The organism is Pantoea sp. T14 (genome assembly GCF_036663535.1).
Lineage (GTDB): Bacteria > Pseudomonadota > Gammaproteobacteria > Enterobacterales > Enterobacteriaceae > Pantoea > Pantoea phytostimulans.
The window spans coordinates 84,713-100,627 of the sequence record NZ_JAWUEB010000010.1; the positions used below are offsets into that span (position 1 = coordinate 84,713).

Genomic DNA, 15,915 nt, shown 5'->3' on the forward strand with positions numbered 1-15,915 from the left:
ATCCTATGCCAATTTCCCAGAAGAGTACGCCTAAACCTCAAGAGTTTGCGGCGATTGACCTCGGTTCGAACAGTTTCCACATGGTTATTGCCCGTGTGGTTGATGGCGCTATGCAGGTGCTGGGCCGCCTGAAGCAGCGCGTGCATCTGGCTGACGGGCTTGACGCGAATAATCGTCTGAGCGAAGAGGCAATGGAGCGCGGCCTGAGCTGTCTGGCGCTGTTTGCTGAGCGTTTACAAGGCTTCAGAGCCAGCAATGTCACCATTGTCGGCACCCACACGCTGCGTCAGGCCGTCAATGCGGAAACCTTCTTGCAGCGCGCTGCGGACGTGATCCCTTATCCGATTGAAGTGATTTCCGGCCATGAAGAGGCGCGTCTGATTTTCATGGGTGTGGAACATACCCAGCCGGAAAAAGGCCGCAAGCTGGTGATAGACATCGGTGGTGGTTCAACAGAACTGGTGATCGGAGAAGATTTCGAACCACAGTTGGTGGAAAGTCGCCGCATGGGTTGCGTCAGTTTTTCTCAACTCTATTTCCCTAAAGGGGAGATCAATCGCGACAATTTCCGCCGTGCGCGTTTAGCCGCGGCGCAAAAGCTTGAAACGCTGGCGTGGCAATATCGCTTGCACGGTTGGCAGTATGCGCTGGGCGCATCTGGCACCATAAAAGCTGCCTGTGAAGTGCTGCAAGAGATGGGCGAGAAAGAGAAATTGATTACGCCTGAACGCCTTGAAATGCTTTATGACGAAGTCATGAAGCATAAATCTTTTGCAGCCTTGAGCCTGCCCGGTTTATCCGAAGAGCGTAAAAGCGTTTTCGTACCGGGACTGGCGATTATTTGTGGTGTGTTTGATGCGCTGGCGATCCGCGAATTGCGTCTTTCTGATGGTGCGCTGCGTGAAGGCGTACTGTATGAAATGGAAGGACGCTTCCGTCACCAAGATATTCGCAGCCGCACAGCGCAAAGTCTGGCTAATCACTATGCAATAGATAGCGATCAAGCTCGTCGCGTACTGGAAACCACCGAGCAGCTTTATCTGCAATGGCGCGATCAGCATCCCAAGCTGGCTAATCCACAATTAGCTGCGCTACTGAAATGGGCGGCGATGCTGCATGAAGTCGGGTTAACCATCAACCACAGCGGCTTGCAGCGCCATTCGGCCTACATTCTGCAAAACACCAATATGCCGGGTTTTAATCAGGATCAACAAATGTTGCTGGCTGCGCTGGTAAGGTTTCATCGCAAAGCCGTCAAGGTAGATGAATTGCCGCGGGTGACGCTGTTTAAGAAAAAGCAGTTTGTTCCGCTTATCTTTCTGCTGCGCCTGGGCACGCTGCTGAACAATCAGCGCCAGGCGACAACCCGCCCAGATTCACTCAAACTACGCTGTGATGATGGACACTGGACCTTAACGTTCCCGACGGGCTTCCTTAGCCAAAATAATCTGGTACAGCTCGATTTAGAGCGCGAACAGATTTACTGGAATGATGTAACCGGCTGGAAGCTGATTCTCGAAGAAGCCTGATGATGTGGGCGTTTAGCGCCCACAACACTAAAATAATGACTATGACGACATTAAAACAGAACATTTTTACTGAAAAATATGGCTTGACGCCAACCCACTCCGAAGTGCTGGAAGCCTTTCCTCAGCTCAAGGTTGGTAAAGCGTTGGATCTTGGCTGTGGCAATGGCCGCAACACGCTGTTTCTCAATCAGCAAGGCTTTGATGTCACCGCCTGGGATCATAATCCGCAGAGTCTGGCGCGCCTGAATAGCATCATCGCGGAAGAGGGTTTACAGGGGATTCATACCGAACAGCGCGATCTCAACAACACGCGTTTTAATGGCGGCTACGACTTTGTGCTGTCTACGGTGGTGATGATGTTTCTTCAACCAGAAACCATTCCGCAGTTGATCGCAGACATGCAGGCCAGCACGGTAAAATATGGCTTCAATCTGATTGTGGCAGCCATGAATACTGATGATACGCCCTGCCCGGCTGATTTTTCCTTTGCCTTTAAATCGGGTGAACTCAGCAATTATTACCGCAACTGGCACATTCTGAAGTACAACGAAAACCTCGGACAGCTGCATCGTACTGATGAAAATGGCAATCGCATTAACTGCCGTTTCGCTACGCTGCTGGCACAAAAAGCCAGCTACTGATTATTTTCGCTGTTTTTTTAGACAGCGATTGATTTCATCCGGCGACTGTGACTAAATATTGCAATCGCCCATTTGGGTCATTACAGGAACCACCCGCGTGAACAGCGCTTTATCCCCTCGAAGACGTCAGAAAACCGGTACCATGACCCGGATTGTTCTGTTGATCAGTTTTATCATCCTTGTTAGTCGCCTGATTTTTCTCCTGCCTGCTGCTTTCGAACATCATCAGCAAAAAAAATCCATGCATGAACCGGTAAGCCTTAGCGTCAACAATTCCCGTTAGCTAAACGTGTTTTTCACATGAATAAGTAAAACGCTGTCCAAATGACAGTGTGATTTTTTGCATCCCTTTTGCAAACGAAACGCTACACTTCGTGCTGGTGCTTTCAGACAAAAGGGACTCAATGTGTCTGCCTCTCACTCTCAACTTTTAAGTGAAATACGTCATCGTATTCTGACGCTGCTGCTCAATGAGCACGATCTGGTTGATGCGCTGCTGGAGAAATCCACCGACTTCAGCCCTGAACAGCAACGTGAAAATTCGATTCAACGCGAAAAGCTCGAACAGGATATCATCCAACTGCATGCCGCAGATTTGGCCGATATTCTTGAAGCGTTACCCGAAGAAGAACGCCAGGCGTTGTGGCGTTTAGTGCCGAATGAACGACGCGGTCATGTGTTAGTTGAAGCCTCCGAAACGGTCTGGGCCAGCCTGACCGAAGAGATGAGCGATCGCGATATTTTGCGCGCCATTGAGCCGCTGGATATTGATGATCAAGTCTGGCTGGCACGCTATCTGCCGCGCGATCTCACTGGACGCCTGCTCACCAAGCTGGAACCCGGATTGCGCGCTCGCATGCTCAACGTGGTGCAGTTTGACCGCGATCGCGTCGGGCGAGTCATGGATTTCAATATCCTGACGGTCCGTGCCGATGTCACTTTAGCCACCGTGCAGCGTTTCTTACGTCATCGTAAGAGCATGCCGACCGGTACCGATAAACTGTTTATCACGACCAAAGAAAATCAGTTACTAGGCGAGTTGCCATTAACTGATATTCTGCTTAATCAACCGCAAAAGCGTGTTTTTGAAGTGATGAACACGCACCCCACGACCTTTCAACTCAATGACAAAGCCGAAGACGCTGCCAGCGCCTTTGAACGCTATAATTTAATATCCGCAGCGGTCATCGACGCCAAAGGCAAGCTTATTGGCCGCGTCACCATCGAAGACGTTATCGATTTGGTGAACGAAGAGAACGAAAGCAATATCCGTAAAATGGGCGGTATCAGCCAGGAAGAAGACGTTTTCGCGCCGGTGCGTAAATCTGTTCGCAATCGCTGGGCGTGGCTGGCACTTAATCTGTGTACCGCCTTTGTCGCCTCACGCGTTATCGGCTTGTTTGAGTCAACTATTTCACAACTGGTTGCGTTGGCAACGTTGATGCCAATTGTTGCCGGCATTGGCGGCAATACCGGTAATCAGACCATTACCATGATTGTTCGCGCCCTTGCTCTGCACCAGGTTGAGCCTGGTAACTTCTCTTTTCTGATTGTCCGTGAATTGGGCGTTGCCTTGATTAACGGTCTTTTCTGGGGTGGCATCATGGGCCTGGTAACGTGGCTGATGTATGACAATGTTGCGCTGGGTGGCGTGATGATGCTGGCGATGGTGCTTAACCTGCTGCTTGCAGCATTAATGGGCGTGCTGGTGCCCTTGGTGATGACCAAAATGAAGCGCGATCCGGCGATTGGTTCCAGTGTGTTGATTACCGCTATCACCGATACAGGCGGCTTCTTTATCTTCCTTGGCCTGGCAACCGTTTTCTTAATAAACCATTGATTCACATAACAACAGGATGGAGAAATGATGTTTAATATTGATGATTTTGTACAAGCAAAAACCGGTGGACCAAAGATGTTAGTTCTGCGAGTGGAAGGCGATACGTTATGGTGCGCACGCGTAGACGACGCGACAAAAAAGGAAATTGAAGTAAAGGCCGACAGCGTGAATGTGTATCACGAAGACGGTGATTTCGGCGTCTGTTAATCAAAAAAGCCCCGCTTTTACGGGGCTTTTTGCATTACGGATTATCTTGCTGAAGGTTGTCATTACCTATCCCGCCAATGAACGGTAAACGCAGACGAAATGGCGTAAAATCCAGCCCCATATTCAAGCCTAAAATGTTAAGTTCAAAGCCCTCTTCCGCACCAAGCGTAATGCCCGCCACGCCCAAAACAGAGACTTGCACACCTCTGCCAGAAGGCGGCAAGCCAATCGGGCGCCACAGCGGACGGTAATCTTTTCCCAACGCATTAGCGGGCAGATCCAGTTTTAGCGCAGGAACGTCGCGGCCAATGTGCGCCAGAAAAGTGTTGCTGTTGGGCCCAGGCCACGCATGATATGTCTGCGGCCAGGGATACGATTTAATGGCTGCTTCAATCTGAGGAATCATCGCTTCAGCCTCAGGTCCGCGATGATTTACCAGCAAGCGCGGTTTCGCACCGTACCAATATCCATCGGCGATGTTGGTGTTGCGTCGTACTTTATCCCCGCTGCCCCAACTGATCACCTCGTAGCGGTTGTATTGCGTTTCCCCGGCACGTTTAAAGATAATCCATGGATGCACCGCCACCGCGCCCTTCCAGCCATAGGTCGGCGCAGCATAAACCTGCACAATCGCTAAGTTGGCGTAAGCACGTGGATCGGGCGCAATCCCGGCAGAATCACGTCGTGCAGACCACCAGCCGCCCTGACTTGGCGCGTCACTATGCCGTGTCGCCTGCGCAATACTTGCACCCAGTGATAGCAGCAATACAGCAAGAAAACAGAGACTGAACACTTTTAGTGGAAGCATGAAGTTATCCCGGTAAGTAAAGGCAGAGAAAGAAAATCGCCAGTCAATCTGGCGATTGAACTGGCGATTTAATCATCAACACATCTCAGGATAAGTCAGAAACTTATTCCCATTCAATGGTTGCCGGCGGCTTGCCGCTAATATCGTAAACGACGCGGGAAATACCGTTAACTTCATTGATAATGCGGTTGGAAACGCGGCCAAGGAACTCATAAGGCAGGTGCGCCCAATGTGCGGTCATGAAGTCGATGGTTTCAACAGCACGCAGCGAAACAACCCAGTCATATTTACGGCCATCGCCCATCACACCCACTGAACGTACCGGCAGGAACACGGTAAAGGCCTGGCTGACTTTGTTGTAGAGATCGGCTTTGTGCAACTCTTCGATGAAGATCGCATCGGCACGACGCAGCAGATCGCAATACTCTTTCTTCACTTCGCCCAGTACGCGCACGCCCAAACCTGGACCCGGGAACGGATGGCGGTAAAGCATGTCGTAAGGCAGGCCCAACTCCAGACCAATTTTGCGCACTTCGTCTTTGAACAGCTCTTTCAGCGGCTCAACCAGACCCAGCTTCATCTCTTTCGGCAGGCCACCCACATTATGGTGTGATTTAATCACATGGGCTTTACCGGTAGCAGAAGCAGCAGACTCGATAACATCAGGATAAATGGTACCCTGCGCCAACCATTTCACTTCAGTCAGCTTGGTCGCTTCTTCGTCAAACACTTCAACGAACACGCGGCCAATGGTTTTGCGTTTAGCTTCTGGTTCGTCAATACCTGCCAGCGCGTCAAGGAAGCGCATCTCAGCCGGTACGTGAATGATGTTCAGACCGAAGTGGTCACCAAACATATCCATTACCTGCTCTGCTTCATTGAGGCGCAGCAAACCGTTGTCGACAAATACGCAGGTCAGGCGCTCGCCAATGGCGCGGTGCAGCAGCATAGCGGTAACGGAAGAATCCACGCCACCTGATAAGCCAAGAATGACTTTATCGTCACCAATCTGCACACGCAGACGTTCAACAGCGTCTTCGATGATTTTTGCCGGTGTCCACAGCGCTTCACATTCACAGATATCGATGATGAAACGCTCAAGCATGCGCAGACCCTGACGCGTGTGCGTCACTTCTGGATGGAACTGCACGCCGTAAAAACGTTTCTCTTCATTGGCCATGATGGCAAACGGACAGGTTTCAGTGCTGGCAACGGTCACGAAGTCAGCGGGGATTGCCGTGACTTTGTCACCGTGGCTCATCCACACATCCAACAGCGGCTTGCCTGTGGCGCTGATCGCATCTTCGATGTCGCGAACCAAGGCACTTTTGGTGGTCACTTCAACCTGAGCATAACCAAATTCACGCTCGTTAGACCCTTCAACTTTGCCACCCAGCTGAATCGCCATGGTCTGCATGCCGTAGCAAACGCCCAGCACCGGTACGCCAGCGGTGAAGACATATTCAGGTGCACGTGGGCTGTTGAGTTCGGTGGTGCTTTCCGGGCCGCCGGAAAGGATGATGCCGCTGGGATTGAACTGGCGGATCTGCTCTTCGGTGACATCCCATGCCCAGAGTTCGCAGTACACGCCCAGTTCACGTACGCGACGTGCAACCAGTTGAGTATATTGAGAACCAAAATCGAGAATTAGAATGCGGTGCTTATGGATATTTTCCGTCGTCATTGAGGTGTTTCCAGAACGGTGACTTGATAATAAAAGCGCCCGGCTTGAGCCGGGCGGGAAATCTTACGGGATTATGAACCCATGCGGTAGTTCGGTGACTCTTTGGTGATGGTCACATCATGTACGTGGCTCTCATTGATGCCCGCGCCGCTGATGCGAACAAATTCAGCTTTGGTACGCAGATCGTCAATGGTTGGGCAACCGGTCAAACCCATGCAAGAGCGCAAGCCGCCCATCTGCTGGTGAACGATCTCTTTCAGACGACCTTTATAAGCTACGCGACCTTCGATGCCTTCCGGCACCAGTTTATCTGCGGCGTTGTCAGTCTGGAAGTAACGGTCAGATGAGCCTTTAGACATCGCACCCAGTGAACCCATACCACGATAAGATTTGAATGAACGGCCTTGATACAGCTCGATTTCACCAGGTGATTCTTCAGTACCCGCCAGCATGGAGCCGACCATCACACAAGATGCGCCCGCTGCGATAGCTTTCGCAATGTCGCCTGAGAAGCGAATGCCGCCATCAGCAATAACAGGAATGCCGGTCCCTTCCAGGGCTTCTACTGCGTCGGAAACTGCAGTGATCTGAGGTACACCCACACCGGTAACGATACGCGTAGTACAGATTGAGCCAGGGCCGATACCGACTTTTACTGCGCTCACACCTGCTTCTACCAGCGCTAATGCGCCCGCTCCGGTTGCCACGTTACCGCCAAGAATTTCGAGATCGGGGTATTTTGCGCGGGTTTCGCGAATACGCTGAAGTACCCCTTCAGAGTGTCCATGGGAGGAGTCGATAAGCAGCACGTCAACACCTGCCGCCACCAGCGCATCAACACGCTCTTCGTTGCCAGCACCGGCGCCAACAGCAGCACCCACACGCAGACGGCCTTGAGCGTCTTTACAGGCGTTTGGTTTACGTTCCGCTTTCTGGAAGTCTTTGACAGTGATCATGCCCAGCAGGTGGAAGCTATCATCCACCACCAGCGCTTTCTCAACACGTTTTTCATGCATTTTTTGCAGAACCACGTCACGCGCTTCGCCCTCTTTCACCGTCACTAAACGCTCTTTCGGCGTCATGACCGCAGAAACAGGCTGCGTTAAATCAGTCACAAAGCGAACGTCACGACCGGTAATAATACCGACCAGTTCGTTGCGGGTGTTTACAACCGGGTAGCCTGCAAAGCCATTGCGCTCAGTCAACGCCTTCACGTCTGCCAGCGGGGTAGTTGGCAGCACGGTTTGTGGTTCGGTTACTACGCCGCTTTCATGTTTTTTAACTTTGCGAACTTCATCCGCCTGGCGTTCAATCGACATATTTTTGTGAATGAAGCCCAAGCCACCTTCCTGCGCCAGCGCGATGGCCAAGCCCGCTTCAGTCACGGTATCCATGGCAGCGGAAAGCATAGGAATGTTTAAACGGATATTTTTGGTCAGCTGAGTGCTGAGGTCAGCCGTATTTGGCAAGACGGTGGAGTGTGCAGGAACGAGCAAAACGTCGTCGAAAGTGAGTGCTTCTTTAGCGATTCTTAACATGGCAATACTCCACCTCGGGTGAATGAGAATAGATAAAATATTGCCGCGGCATTATACAGGGCGTAATCGATTGCCTCCAGCTTTATTTAAGAAAAAGTCTTGATCCGCTGTATCAGCCCTGTAGTATCGACTAATTAACCTGCTGATTTGGAATTTGATCTTCGTCACATGTCGCTACCTCAAACTGCCAATATTTTTACTGTCAGCCGCCTCAATACCACGGTGCGTCAGCTACTGGAAAAAGAGATGGGCCTGGTTTGGCTGAGCGCGGAGATCTCAAACTTCACTCAACCCGCTTCGGGTCACTGGTACTTCACGCTTAAAGATGACGGCGCCCAAGTACGCTGCGCCATGTTCCGTAACAGTAATCGTCGCGTTACCTTTCGTCCGCAACACGGACAGCAGGTTTTAGTCCGCGCCAATATCACGCTGTATGAACCACGCGGCGACTATCAGCTCATTATCGAAAGCATGCATCCCGCAGGTGAAGGTTTGTTGCAGCAACAATTTGAGCTGCTGAAAACCAAGCTAGCGAGTGAAGGCCTGTTTGAGCCACAGCATAAACAAGCCTTGCCGGACCCGGCGAAACAGGTTGGCGTGATCACCTCTTCCACCGGCGCAGCGCTGCATGATGTGCTGCGTGTGTTGCATCGCCGCGACCCTTCCTTGCCCATTGTGATTTATCCGACCGTCGTTCAGGGTGTAGACGCCCCCGCCGCGATTGTTCGTGCGATTGAAGTAGCAAACCTGCGCAACGAATGTGATGTCTTGATCGTGGGCCGCGGCGGTGGCTCACTGGAAGATTTATGGAGCTTCAACGATGAGCGTGTCGCACGCGCTATTTTTGCCAGTCGCATTCCTATCGTCAGCGCAGTAGGCCATGAAACTGACGTGACCATTGCCGATTTTGTTGCCGATCTGCGAGCGCCAACGCCTTCTGCTGCCGCAGAAATTGTCAGCCGCAATCAGATTGAACTGCTGCGTCAGTTGCAGGCTCAGCAGCAGCGGATGGAAATGGCCATGGATTATTATCTGGCTCGTCAGCAGCGCCTGTTTAGTCGGCTGGATCATCGCTTGCAGCAGCAACATCCACAGTTGCGTCTGGCGCGTCAGCAAACGGCCCTGTATCGCCTCCAGCAGCGTTTGGATGATGCCATTGACACACGTCTGCGTACGGCGACGCGCCAGCAAGATCGCTTAACGCAGCGGTTAAATGCGCAGCAACCTCAGCAGCGTCTGTTTCAGGCGCAGCAATCATTGCAAAACTGCCATTATCGTCTGCAACAAAGCATGGAAAAATTGCTGAACCGCGATAAACAGCGCTTCGGCACCTTAGCCGCTCAGCTTGAAGGCGTTAGCCCTTTGGCCACGCTGGCACGTGGTTTTAGCGTCACCACCGATACCGCCGGCCAGGTAGTAAAAAACCGTGGTCAGCTTCATGAAGGCGATTTGCTTCGCACCCGACTCGATGATGGTTGGGTAGAAAGCCAGGTCACAAAGCTTCTGCCCGAAAAACCGCGTCGCCGCAAAACAACTTCCTGAGGTCGTTACTATACTTTTTGGCACATTCATCGTGCCAAGGAGTTGGAAATGGCTTTCAGTGTTATTCCCCCTTACATCTTAAGCAAAATCATTGCGCACGGTTCTGGCCATCAGCAGGAAGAAGCGCGCCGTACATTAACCCATGTCCAACATTTGATGGCTGAACCCTGGCATAAACCCACTGGGGTAAAAACCGCTGTAGGCGGTCAGGTCGAACGTGAAATTTACGACGCGCAAAATGAGCAAACGCTGCCAGGCAAACTGATTCGTCAGGAAGGTCAGTCGTCAAATGGTGACATTGCGGCTGAAGAAGCCTGGAATTATCTGGGCACCACCTATGATTTTTTCTGGCAGGTTTATAAGCGTAACTCCCTCGATAACCAAGGGCTTAAGCTGCCAGGCACCATTCATTACGGCAAAAATTATCAGAACGCCTTCTGGAATGGTCAGCAAATGGTGTTTGGTGATGGCGACGGTGAGATTTTTAATCGTTTCACCATCGCTATTGATGTGGTCGCCCATGAACTGGCGCACGGCGTGACTGAAAATGAAGCCGGGTTAATCTATTTTGAGCAGGCTGGCGCACTGAATGAGTCACTTTCAGACGTGTTTGGCTCACTGGTCAAACAGTTCAGCAAGAAGCAGAGCGCCGATCAGGCTGACTGGATTATCGGTGAAGGCTTGTTGGCAGAGGGCATCAAGGGTCGTGGATTACGTTCCATGTCAGAACCCGGCACGGCTTATGACGATCCGATGCTTGGCAAAGACCCGCAACCCGCACATATGAATGATTACATTCAGACCCGCGATGATAACGGCGGCGTGCATCTCAATTCTGGTATCCCTAATCGCGCTTTTTATCTCGCGGCAAAAGCGCTGGGTGGTTATGCATGGGAACTGGCTGGTCAGGCCTGGTACGACACCTTGTGCGATAAAGAGCTGCCACAGGATGCCGATTTTAAAACCTTTGCTCAATTTACTGTGAAGCACGCTGAAAAGCGTTTCAATCGTTCAGTTGGCAGCGCAATTGAGAATGCATGGAAAGAGGTTGGCATATTATGAGTGACCTTCCCCCACTCACCGACGATGCGGTCATTGTCGTGGCACGTGAAGGCGGCATCGCTTTTTTCCCGGGTCTACGCGGTGAGCGACGTTTCACGCTAGGCCAGCTTCCTGATCCGCAAAAGCAGCGCGTGTGTCATGTGCTTGAACAGGCAATGCCATTGGGCGAGCCGGAGGAGAAAGCCGCTCAGGTTGGGCGCGGGGATCAGCGCTATTTTCGTATTCAAATTCACTATGCCACGCATCAAGAGGTCGGTACCCTGGTCCTGTTGATACCGGAACAGGTTGCGCCACCCGAACTCGAATCGCTCTGGCGTGACGGCGAATAGCCATAAAAAAAGGCCGACATTGCTGTCGGCCTTTTCATTACTTCACATTACTTGTTATCAGGTAATGCGTAAGCAATTACGTAATCACCACGATCTGGCGACTGGCGTGCGCCACCGGCCGAGATGAGGATGTACTGCTTACCGGTTTTCGGTGAAACGTAGCTCATTGGGCCGCCTTGGCTGCCCACTGGCAGACGTGCTTTCCATACTTCTTTACCGGTTGAGCTGTCGAAAGCGCGCAGATAGTAATCCTGCGTACCGGCGATAAACACCAGCCCGCCCTGCGTCGCCAGCGTACCACCCAGCGTTGGCATACCGACTGGCATTTTCACGCGCATTTTGATGCCAAATGGACCGGTATCCTGCACGGTACCCACTGGCACCTGCCAAACTATTTTCTGCGTTTTCATGTCAATCGCAGAGAGCGTACCGAATGGCGGAGCCTGGCACGGAATGCCCAGCGGTGACATGAAGCGGTTTTTGTTAACCGCATATGGCGTGCCTTTCAGCGGAACCGCGCCCATACCCGTATTGATGGCTTCACCGCCGTTGCTACCGCGTGAAATCTTACTGGTATCAGCTGGGATCATCTGCACCCACAGGCCCAGACGCATATCGTTAACGAACAACAGATTGTTATTCGGATCGGTCGACATGCTGCCCCAGTTCATCCCACCCAGTGAACCTGGGAAGCTCAGGGATTTATCCGTATCTGGTACAGTAAACAGCCCGTTATAACGCATTGATTTAAAGCCGATACGGCACACCAGCTGATCAAACGGCGTTGCACCCCACATGTCAGACTCTTTCAGCGTCTGGTTGCCAATCTGTGGCATACCGGTCGAATGAGGCTGAGTTTTGGTGTATTGCTCGTTCGGGATGTGGCCCTGCGGCATTGGCAGCTCTTCGACCTTGGTCAACGGCTTACCTGTCATGCGATCCAGCACGAAAATCATGCCAGTCTTACCACCGATAACCACAGCAGGTTTCGTGCTACCGTCCTTCATCGGGAAGTCGATCAGGCTAGGCTGCATCGGTAAGTCAAAGTCCCACAGATCGTTATGAACGGTCTGATAAACCCACTTCTCTTTACCGGTAGTCGCATCCAGTGCCAGCACAGAGGCGCCATATTTGTGATCAAGCTCGTTACGGTTAGCCCCCCACAAATCCACTGACGAACTGCCCATTGGGATAAACACGGTGTTCATAGCCGGATCATAGGACATAGGTGCCCAAGAGTTCGGCGTGCTGCGTGCAAAATCTTTACCTGGCATCAGGATCGCATTCGGATCCACATTACCTGGATCGAACGCCCAACGCATTTTACCGGTGATAACGTCAAAACCACGCAGTACGCCACCAGGCATATCGGTTTGAACGTTATCCGCCACGCGACCACCAACGACAACGGTGGTGCCCGCAAGCGTCGGGGCAGAAGTCAGCTGATATTGTGGATCAGGCGCCTGGCCCAGACCCGCTTTCAGATCGACCTGACCGTTGTTGCCAAAGCCCTGGCACAATTCGCCATTGTCAGCATTGATAGCAATCAGGCGCGCATCGATCGTATTCATCAGGATACGGCGCTGACAGGTATCGCCGGTTGGCAAATTCACCGCAGTCACCGGCGTTGAGTCCGGTTTTGACGGCTGCGTCAAAGGTTTGGTCGCATCAAAGTACGCCAGACCGCGGCAGCGAGGCCATACTTCAGCCTGTGCATTGATCTCACGTTTCCAAATCTGCTTGCCGCTGTCTGCTTCTACTGCAATGACGTTGTTATGCGGAGTACAGATATAGACCGTGTTTCCTACCTGCAACGGCGTTTCCTGATCTTCTGCACCGTTACCGGTTGGACTGTCTGGAATATCACCCGTGCGGAAAGTCCAGGCAACCTGAAGGTCTTTTACGTTGTCGCGGGTGATCTGATCCAATGCAACAAAGCGGCTGCCTTCCGGCGTATTGCCATAATTATCCCAGTCTTTCTGTTGTTTCGCTTTATCAACAGGGATAAGCGGCAACTGCTCGCCAGTGGCGGCGACAGTCGGATGAGGCTGGAACATTTGAACAAATGTCACCACCATACCCACAGCTAACACGGCAGACAGCACATAAGAAATTTTAGCCAGCGAGGCTTTGCCTTCACGCTTACGCAGCGCAGGCCACGTTAAAAAGGCCAGGATCATCAGCCCTGTTGGTACCATTAGACGCGAAACCAGCGGCCAGAACACCAAACCAGCGTCAAAAAGCGACCAAATCAAGGTGCCGACAAACATCAGCAGAAACAGCGTCACTGCGGAAGATTTACGGCGGAAGAACTGAATCGCCGACAAAATCGTGACGATACCCGCAATTAAGAAGTACCAGCTTCCGCCAAGACCGACGAGTTTACCGCCGCCGATAGCGAAGAACAGACCGATGGCAAGCAGCACCAGTCCGAGCAGTACAGACCATATTCCCAATCCTTTGCCGGAGCGGGACGATGTTTCAGCCATAACACTAACTCTCCTGAAAAAATAAAGCACCCGCGCCTCAGTAAACGAATGAAGACGTAACTGAGGCTAATGCATTGGATATCACTTTATTTTAAATCGAATTTGAACGGACTCGCGTCCGTGATGCAGGCTATGTGAGCCAGTAGACATAAAGAATCGTCTGGCTCTGCCTCACAAAGCGGCAGGATTGTACCACTTGGTACATTAAGAGGTGAACATCTATAACGCGGTAGTTACGATGCAATAGCATTTTTGCTACAAAGATGAGGTTAAGTGTTTAAAATTACACGCTTCCCGCCAATGGCAGCGTTTTGTTTATAGAAGTAAAAAAATGTGTCACGCGCTAAGGGGTATAAATTTCACTCTTTTTTTGGAAATTAACCCATGACCCTGAGGGCAAAAGTAATCCACTGCACCGCACGCTTTTAGTACGTTCAGTGGCTGGAGACAATCTGGACAGACCGCTTGTGCCGGCAAATGGAAGCCGCATGCTTCACAGATAAACACACCTTCTCTCAGCGTTAGCGTCTGCTGACATTTTTCACACGTTACATTCATAACCGCACCTCGCCTTATGAGTTGGCTGCTCAAACCAAAAAAAGAGGGCCAATTGGCCCTCTTTTATTAACGCTTATTTTTTATTTTTCTTGAGGTGCGCCATCAAACGTTTACGTTTACGCATCTGCGTTGGATTAAGCAGGTTACGTTTACCTTCGTACGGGTTATCACCCTCTTTGAACTGAATACGAATCGGCGTTCCCATCACATTCAGAGAACGACGGAAGTAGTTCATCAGGTAGCGCTTGTAAGAGTCTGCCAGGTCTTTCACCTGATTACCGTGGATCACGACGATTGGCGGATTATAACCGCCAGCATGCGCATACTTGAGTTTCACGCGACGACCACGTACTAACGGCGGCTGATGATCTTCAGCAGCCATGTTCATGATACGCGTCAGCAACGAGGTGTTAACACGTTTAGTCGAACAGTCGTAAGCTTCGGTAATCGATTCAAACAGATTACCCACGCCGCTGCCATGCAGCGCAGAAATAAAGTGGATGCGAGCAAAATCGATGAAGCCCAAACGGAAATCGAGCGTCTCTTTCACTTCGTCACGCACTTCCTGTGACAGGCCATCCCATTTATTGACTACGATCACCAATGAACGCCCACTGTTCAGAATGAAGCCCAGCAGGGAGAGATCCTGATCAGAAATACCGGTACGCGCATCGATCACCAACATCACCACGTTAGCGTCTTCAATCGCTTGCAGCGTTTTAATGACTGAAAATTTCTCTACGGTATCGGAGATTCTGGCGCGCTTACGCACACCTGCAGTATCGATGAGTACGTATTCGCGCCCATCACGCTCCATTGGGATATAAATGCTGTCTCGCGTCGTGCCCGGCATATCGTATACCACCACGCGATCTTCGCCGAGGATACGGTTAGTCAGGGTAGATTTACCGACGTTAGGACGCCCTACAATAGCCAGCTTGATTGGCAAACCGGTTGGGTCGAATTCTTCCTCTTCCTCTTCCGCCAGCTCATCGCTCTCTTTCGCCGCCAATGCTGCCCAGTAAGCTTCGTTTTCTTCCTCTTCCGTGACTTCAACTGGCTCAACCTGCTCCATCCACGGCAACAGCGCGGTTTCTAACAGGCTGGTGACACCGCGGCCATGGGAAGCAGCGATAGCGTGAATCTCACCCAAACCCATCGAGTAGAAATCGACAACGGCTGAATCAGGATCGAGTCCGTCAGTTTTGTTCGCGACCACGAAAGTGGCTTTGCGACGTGAACGCAGATGATTTGCGATCTGTTGATCAGCTGGCATCATGCCTGCACGTGCATCCACCATAAAAAATACGACGTCAGCTTCTTCAATCGCGAGCAACGATTGCCCCGCCATACGCACTTCGACACCATCTTCAGTACCGTCAATACCGCCGGTATCGATGACAATAAATTCGCGCCCTTCCACTTCGGCGCGACCATATTTGCGATCGCGAGTCAGTCCAGGAAAATCCGCTACCAGCGCATCACGTGTGCGGGTTAAGCGGTTAAATAGCGTAGATTTTCCCACATTGGGACGCCCAACTAGCGCGACCACAGGTACCATAACAATGCCTCAATAAATAATTAATCGCCTGAATGGCGTGATTATAACGGTTCTTGCCGCTAAGTTCAGGCTTAAGGCGCAAAGAATACCATGCCTGACTAAAAACGAAACGGCCCCTGATCAGTCA

The 15,915-nt window shown here is 51.5% G+C and carries 14 protein-coding genes; 8 read left to right on the plus strand and 6 right to left on the minus strand.

The genetic code is table 11. The features are described 5' to 3' along the window. Window positions 1-5 precede the first annotated feature (5 nt). From ppx to SC127_RS03125, 5 genes are all read left to right on the plus strand, one after another. The gene (gene ppx / locus SC127_RS03105) at window positions 6-1,529 is read left to right on the plus strand and encodes an exopolyphosphatase (protein WP_215845882.1); all 1,524 of its coding nucleotides are present in this window, start codon (window positions 6-8) and stop codon (window positions 1,527-1,529) included. 41 nt (window positions 1,530-1,570) lie between these two features. Continuing rightward, window positions 1,571-2,170: a tellurite resistance methyltransferase TehB gene (gene tehB / locus SC127_RS03110; protein ID WP_370661482.1), complete on the plus strand. Its 600-nt coding sequence runs from the start codon at window positions 1,571-1,573 to the stop codon at window positions 2,168-2,170. A gap of 97 nt (window positions 2,171-2,267) precedes the next feature. After that, window positions 2,268-2,453: a YfgG family protein gene (locus SC127_RS03115; protein WP_243077415.1), complete on the plus strand. Its 186-nt coding sequence runs from the start codon at window positions 2,268-2,270 to the stop codon at window positions 2,451-2,453. Between the two features lie 123 nt (window positions 2,454-2,576). Beyond that, complete coding sequence (gene mgtE, locus SC127_RS03120) at window positions 2,577-4,010, plus strand: magnesium transporter (RefSeq protein ID WP_332625181.1); 1,434 nt, start codon at window positions 2,577-2,579, stop codon at window positions 4,008-4,010. Between the two features lie 27 nt (window positions 4,011-4,037). Further along, on the plus strand, window positions 4,038-4,217 hold the full coding sequence (locus SC127_RS03125; RefSeq protein WP_215848229.1) for a DUF2158 domain-containing protein: 180 nt from the start codon (window positions 4,038-4,040) through the stop codon (window positions 4,215-4,217). A gap of 34 nt (window positions 4,218-4,251) precedes the next feature. Here SC127_RS03125 and SC127_RS03130 read toward each other — a convergent pair whose 3' ends face one another. The 3 genes from SC127_RS03130 to guaB all read right to left on the minus strand — a co-directional run bounded on the left by SC127_RS03130 (window position 4,252) and on the right by guaB (window position 8,247). Next, entirely contained in the window at window positions 4,252-5,025 is a 774-nt protein-coding gene (locus SC127_RS03130) for a DUF3750 domain-containing protein (RefSeq protein WP_243077414.1), read from the minus strand. A gap of 103 nt (window positions 5,026-5,128) precedes the next feature. After that, complete coding sequence (gene guaA, locus SC127_RS03135) at window positions 5,129-6,709, minus strand: glutamine-hydrolyzing GMP synthase (RefSeq protein WP_243077413.1); 1,581 nt, start codon at window positions 6,707-6,709, stop codon at window positions 5,129-5,131. 71 nt (window positions 6,710-6,780) lie between these two features. Next, on the minus strand, window positions 6,781-8,247 hold the full coding sequence (gene guaB / locus SC127_RS03140; protein ID WP_215845877.1) for an IMP dehydrogenase: 1,467 nt from the start codon (window positions 8,245-8,247) through the stop codon (window positions 6,781-6,783). Window positions 8,248-8,415: 168 nt separating this feature from the next. Here guaB and xseA point away from each other — a divergent pair, with 168 nt between their 5' ends. The 3 genes from xseA to SC127_RS03155 are packed head-to-tail and all read left to right on the plus strand — an operon-like array spanning window position 8,416 to window position 11,180. Then, the gene (gene xseA / locus SC127_RS03145) at window positions 8,416-9,789 is read left to right on the plus strand and encodes an exodeoxyribonuclease VII large subunit (RefSeq protein ID WP_332625183.1); all 1,374 of its coding nucleotides are present in this window, start codon (window positions 8,416-8,418) and stop codon (window positions 9,787-9,789) included. 48 nt (window positions 9,790-9,837) lie between these two features. Continuing rightward, window positions 9,838-10,851, plus strand: a complete 1,014-nt coding sequence (locus SC127_RS03150) for a M4 family metallopeptidase (protein ID WP_243077411.1) — start codon at window positions 9,838-9,840, stop codon at window positions 10,849-10,851. After that, entirely contained in the window at window positions 10,848-11,180 is a 333-nt protein-coding gene (locus SC127_RS03155; RefSeq protein WP_243077410.1) for a protealysin inhibitor emfourin, read from the plus strand. Before SC127_RS03150 ends, SC127_RS03155 begins: the two co-directional genes overlap by 4 nt. Before the next feature lie 47 nt (window positions 11,181-11,227). Here the strand turns inward: SC127_RS03155 and SC127_RS03160 are convergent, their stop codons facing one another. From SC127_RS03160 to der, 3 genes are all read right to left on the minus strand, one after another. Then, window positions 11,228-13,669 (minus strand): glucose/quinate/shikimate family membrane-bound PQQ-dependent dehydrogenase, encoded by a 2,442-nt coding sequence (locus SC127_RS03160; protein WP_332625198.1) that lies wholly within the window; start codon window positions 13,667-13,669, stop codon window positions 11,228-11,230. A gap of 336 nt (window positions 13,670-14,005) precedes the next feature. Beyond that, window positions 14,006-14,227, minus strand: a complete 222-nt coding sequence (locus tag SC127_RS03165) for a zinc ribbon domain-containing protein (protein WP_243077408.1) — start codon at window positions 14,225-14,227, stop codon at window positions 14,006-14,008. A gap of 73 nt (window positions 14,228-14,300) precedes the next feature. After that, window positions 14,301-15,788, minus strand: a complete 1,488-nt coding sequence (gene der, locus SC127_RS03170) for a ribosome biogenesis GTPase Der (RefSeq protein ID WP_215845870.1) — start codon at window positions 15,786-15,788, stop codon at window positions 14,301-14,303. Between the last annotated feature and the right edge of the window lie 127 nt (window positions 15,789-15,915).

What these genes read in the sequence shown, in the direction of transcription:
- ppx (WP_215845882.1), top strand. Translation starts at nt 6, where the DNA reads ATGCCAATTTCCCAGAAGAGTACGCCTAAACCTCAAGAGTTTGCGGCG.
- tehB (WP_370661482.1), top strand. Translation starts at nt 1,571, where the DNA reads ATGACGACATTAAAACAGAACATTTTTACTGAAAAATATGGCTTGACG.
- SC127_RS03125 (WP_215848229.1), top strand. Translation starts at nt 4,038, where the DNA reads ATGTTTAATATTGATGATTTTGTACAAGCAAAAACCGGTGGACCAAAG.
- SC127_RS03130 (WP_243077414.1), bottom strand. Translation starts at nt 5,025, where the DNA reads ATGCTTCCACTAAAAGTGTTCAGTCTCTGTTTTCTTGCTGTATTGCTG.
- guaA (WP_243077413.1), bottom strand. Translation starts at nt 6,709, where the DNA reads ATGACGACGGAAAATATCCATAAGCACCGCATTCTAATTCTCGATTTT.
- guaB (WP_215845877.1), bottom strand. Translation starts at nt 8,247, where the DNA reads ATGTTAAGAATCGCTAAAGAAGCACTCACTTTCGACGACGTTTTGCTC.
- xseA (WP_332625183.1), top strand. Translation starts at nt 8,416, where the DNA reads ATGTCGCTACCTCAAACTGCCAATATTTTTACTGTCAGCCGCCTCAAT.
- SC127_RS03150 (WP_243077411.1), top strand. Translation starts at nt 9,838, where the DNA reads ATGGCTTTCAGTGTTATTCCCCCTTACATCTTAAGCAAAATCATTGCG.
- SC127_RS03155 (WP_243077410.1), top strand. Translation starts at nt 10,848, where the DNA reads ATGAGTGACCTTCCCCCACTCACCGACGATGCGGTCATTGTCGTGGCA.
- SC127_RS03160 (WP_332625198.1), bottom strand. Translation starts at nt 13,669, where the DNA reads ATGGCTGAAACATCGTCCCGCTCCGGCAAAGGATTGGGAATATGGTCT.
- SC127_RS03165 (WP_243077408.1), bottom strand. Translation starts at nt 14,227, where the DNA reads ATGAATGTAACGTGTGAAAAATGTCAGCAGACGCTAACGCTGAGAGAA.
- der (WP_215845870.1), bottom strand. Translation starts at nt 15,788, where the DNA reads ATGGTACCTGTGGTCGCGCTAGTTGGGCGTCCCAATGTGGGAAAATCT.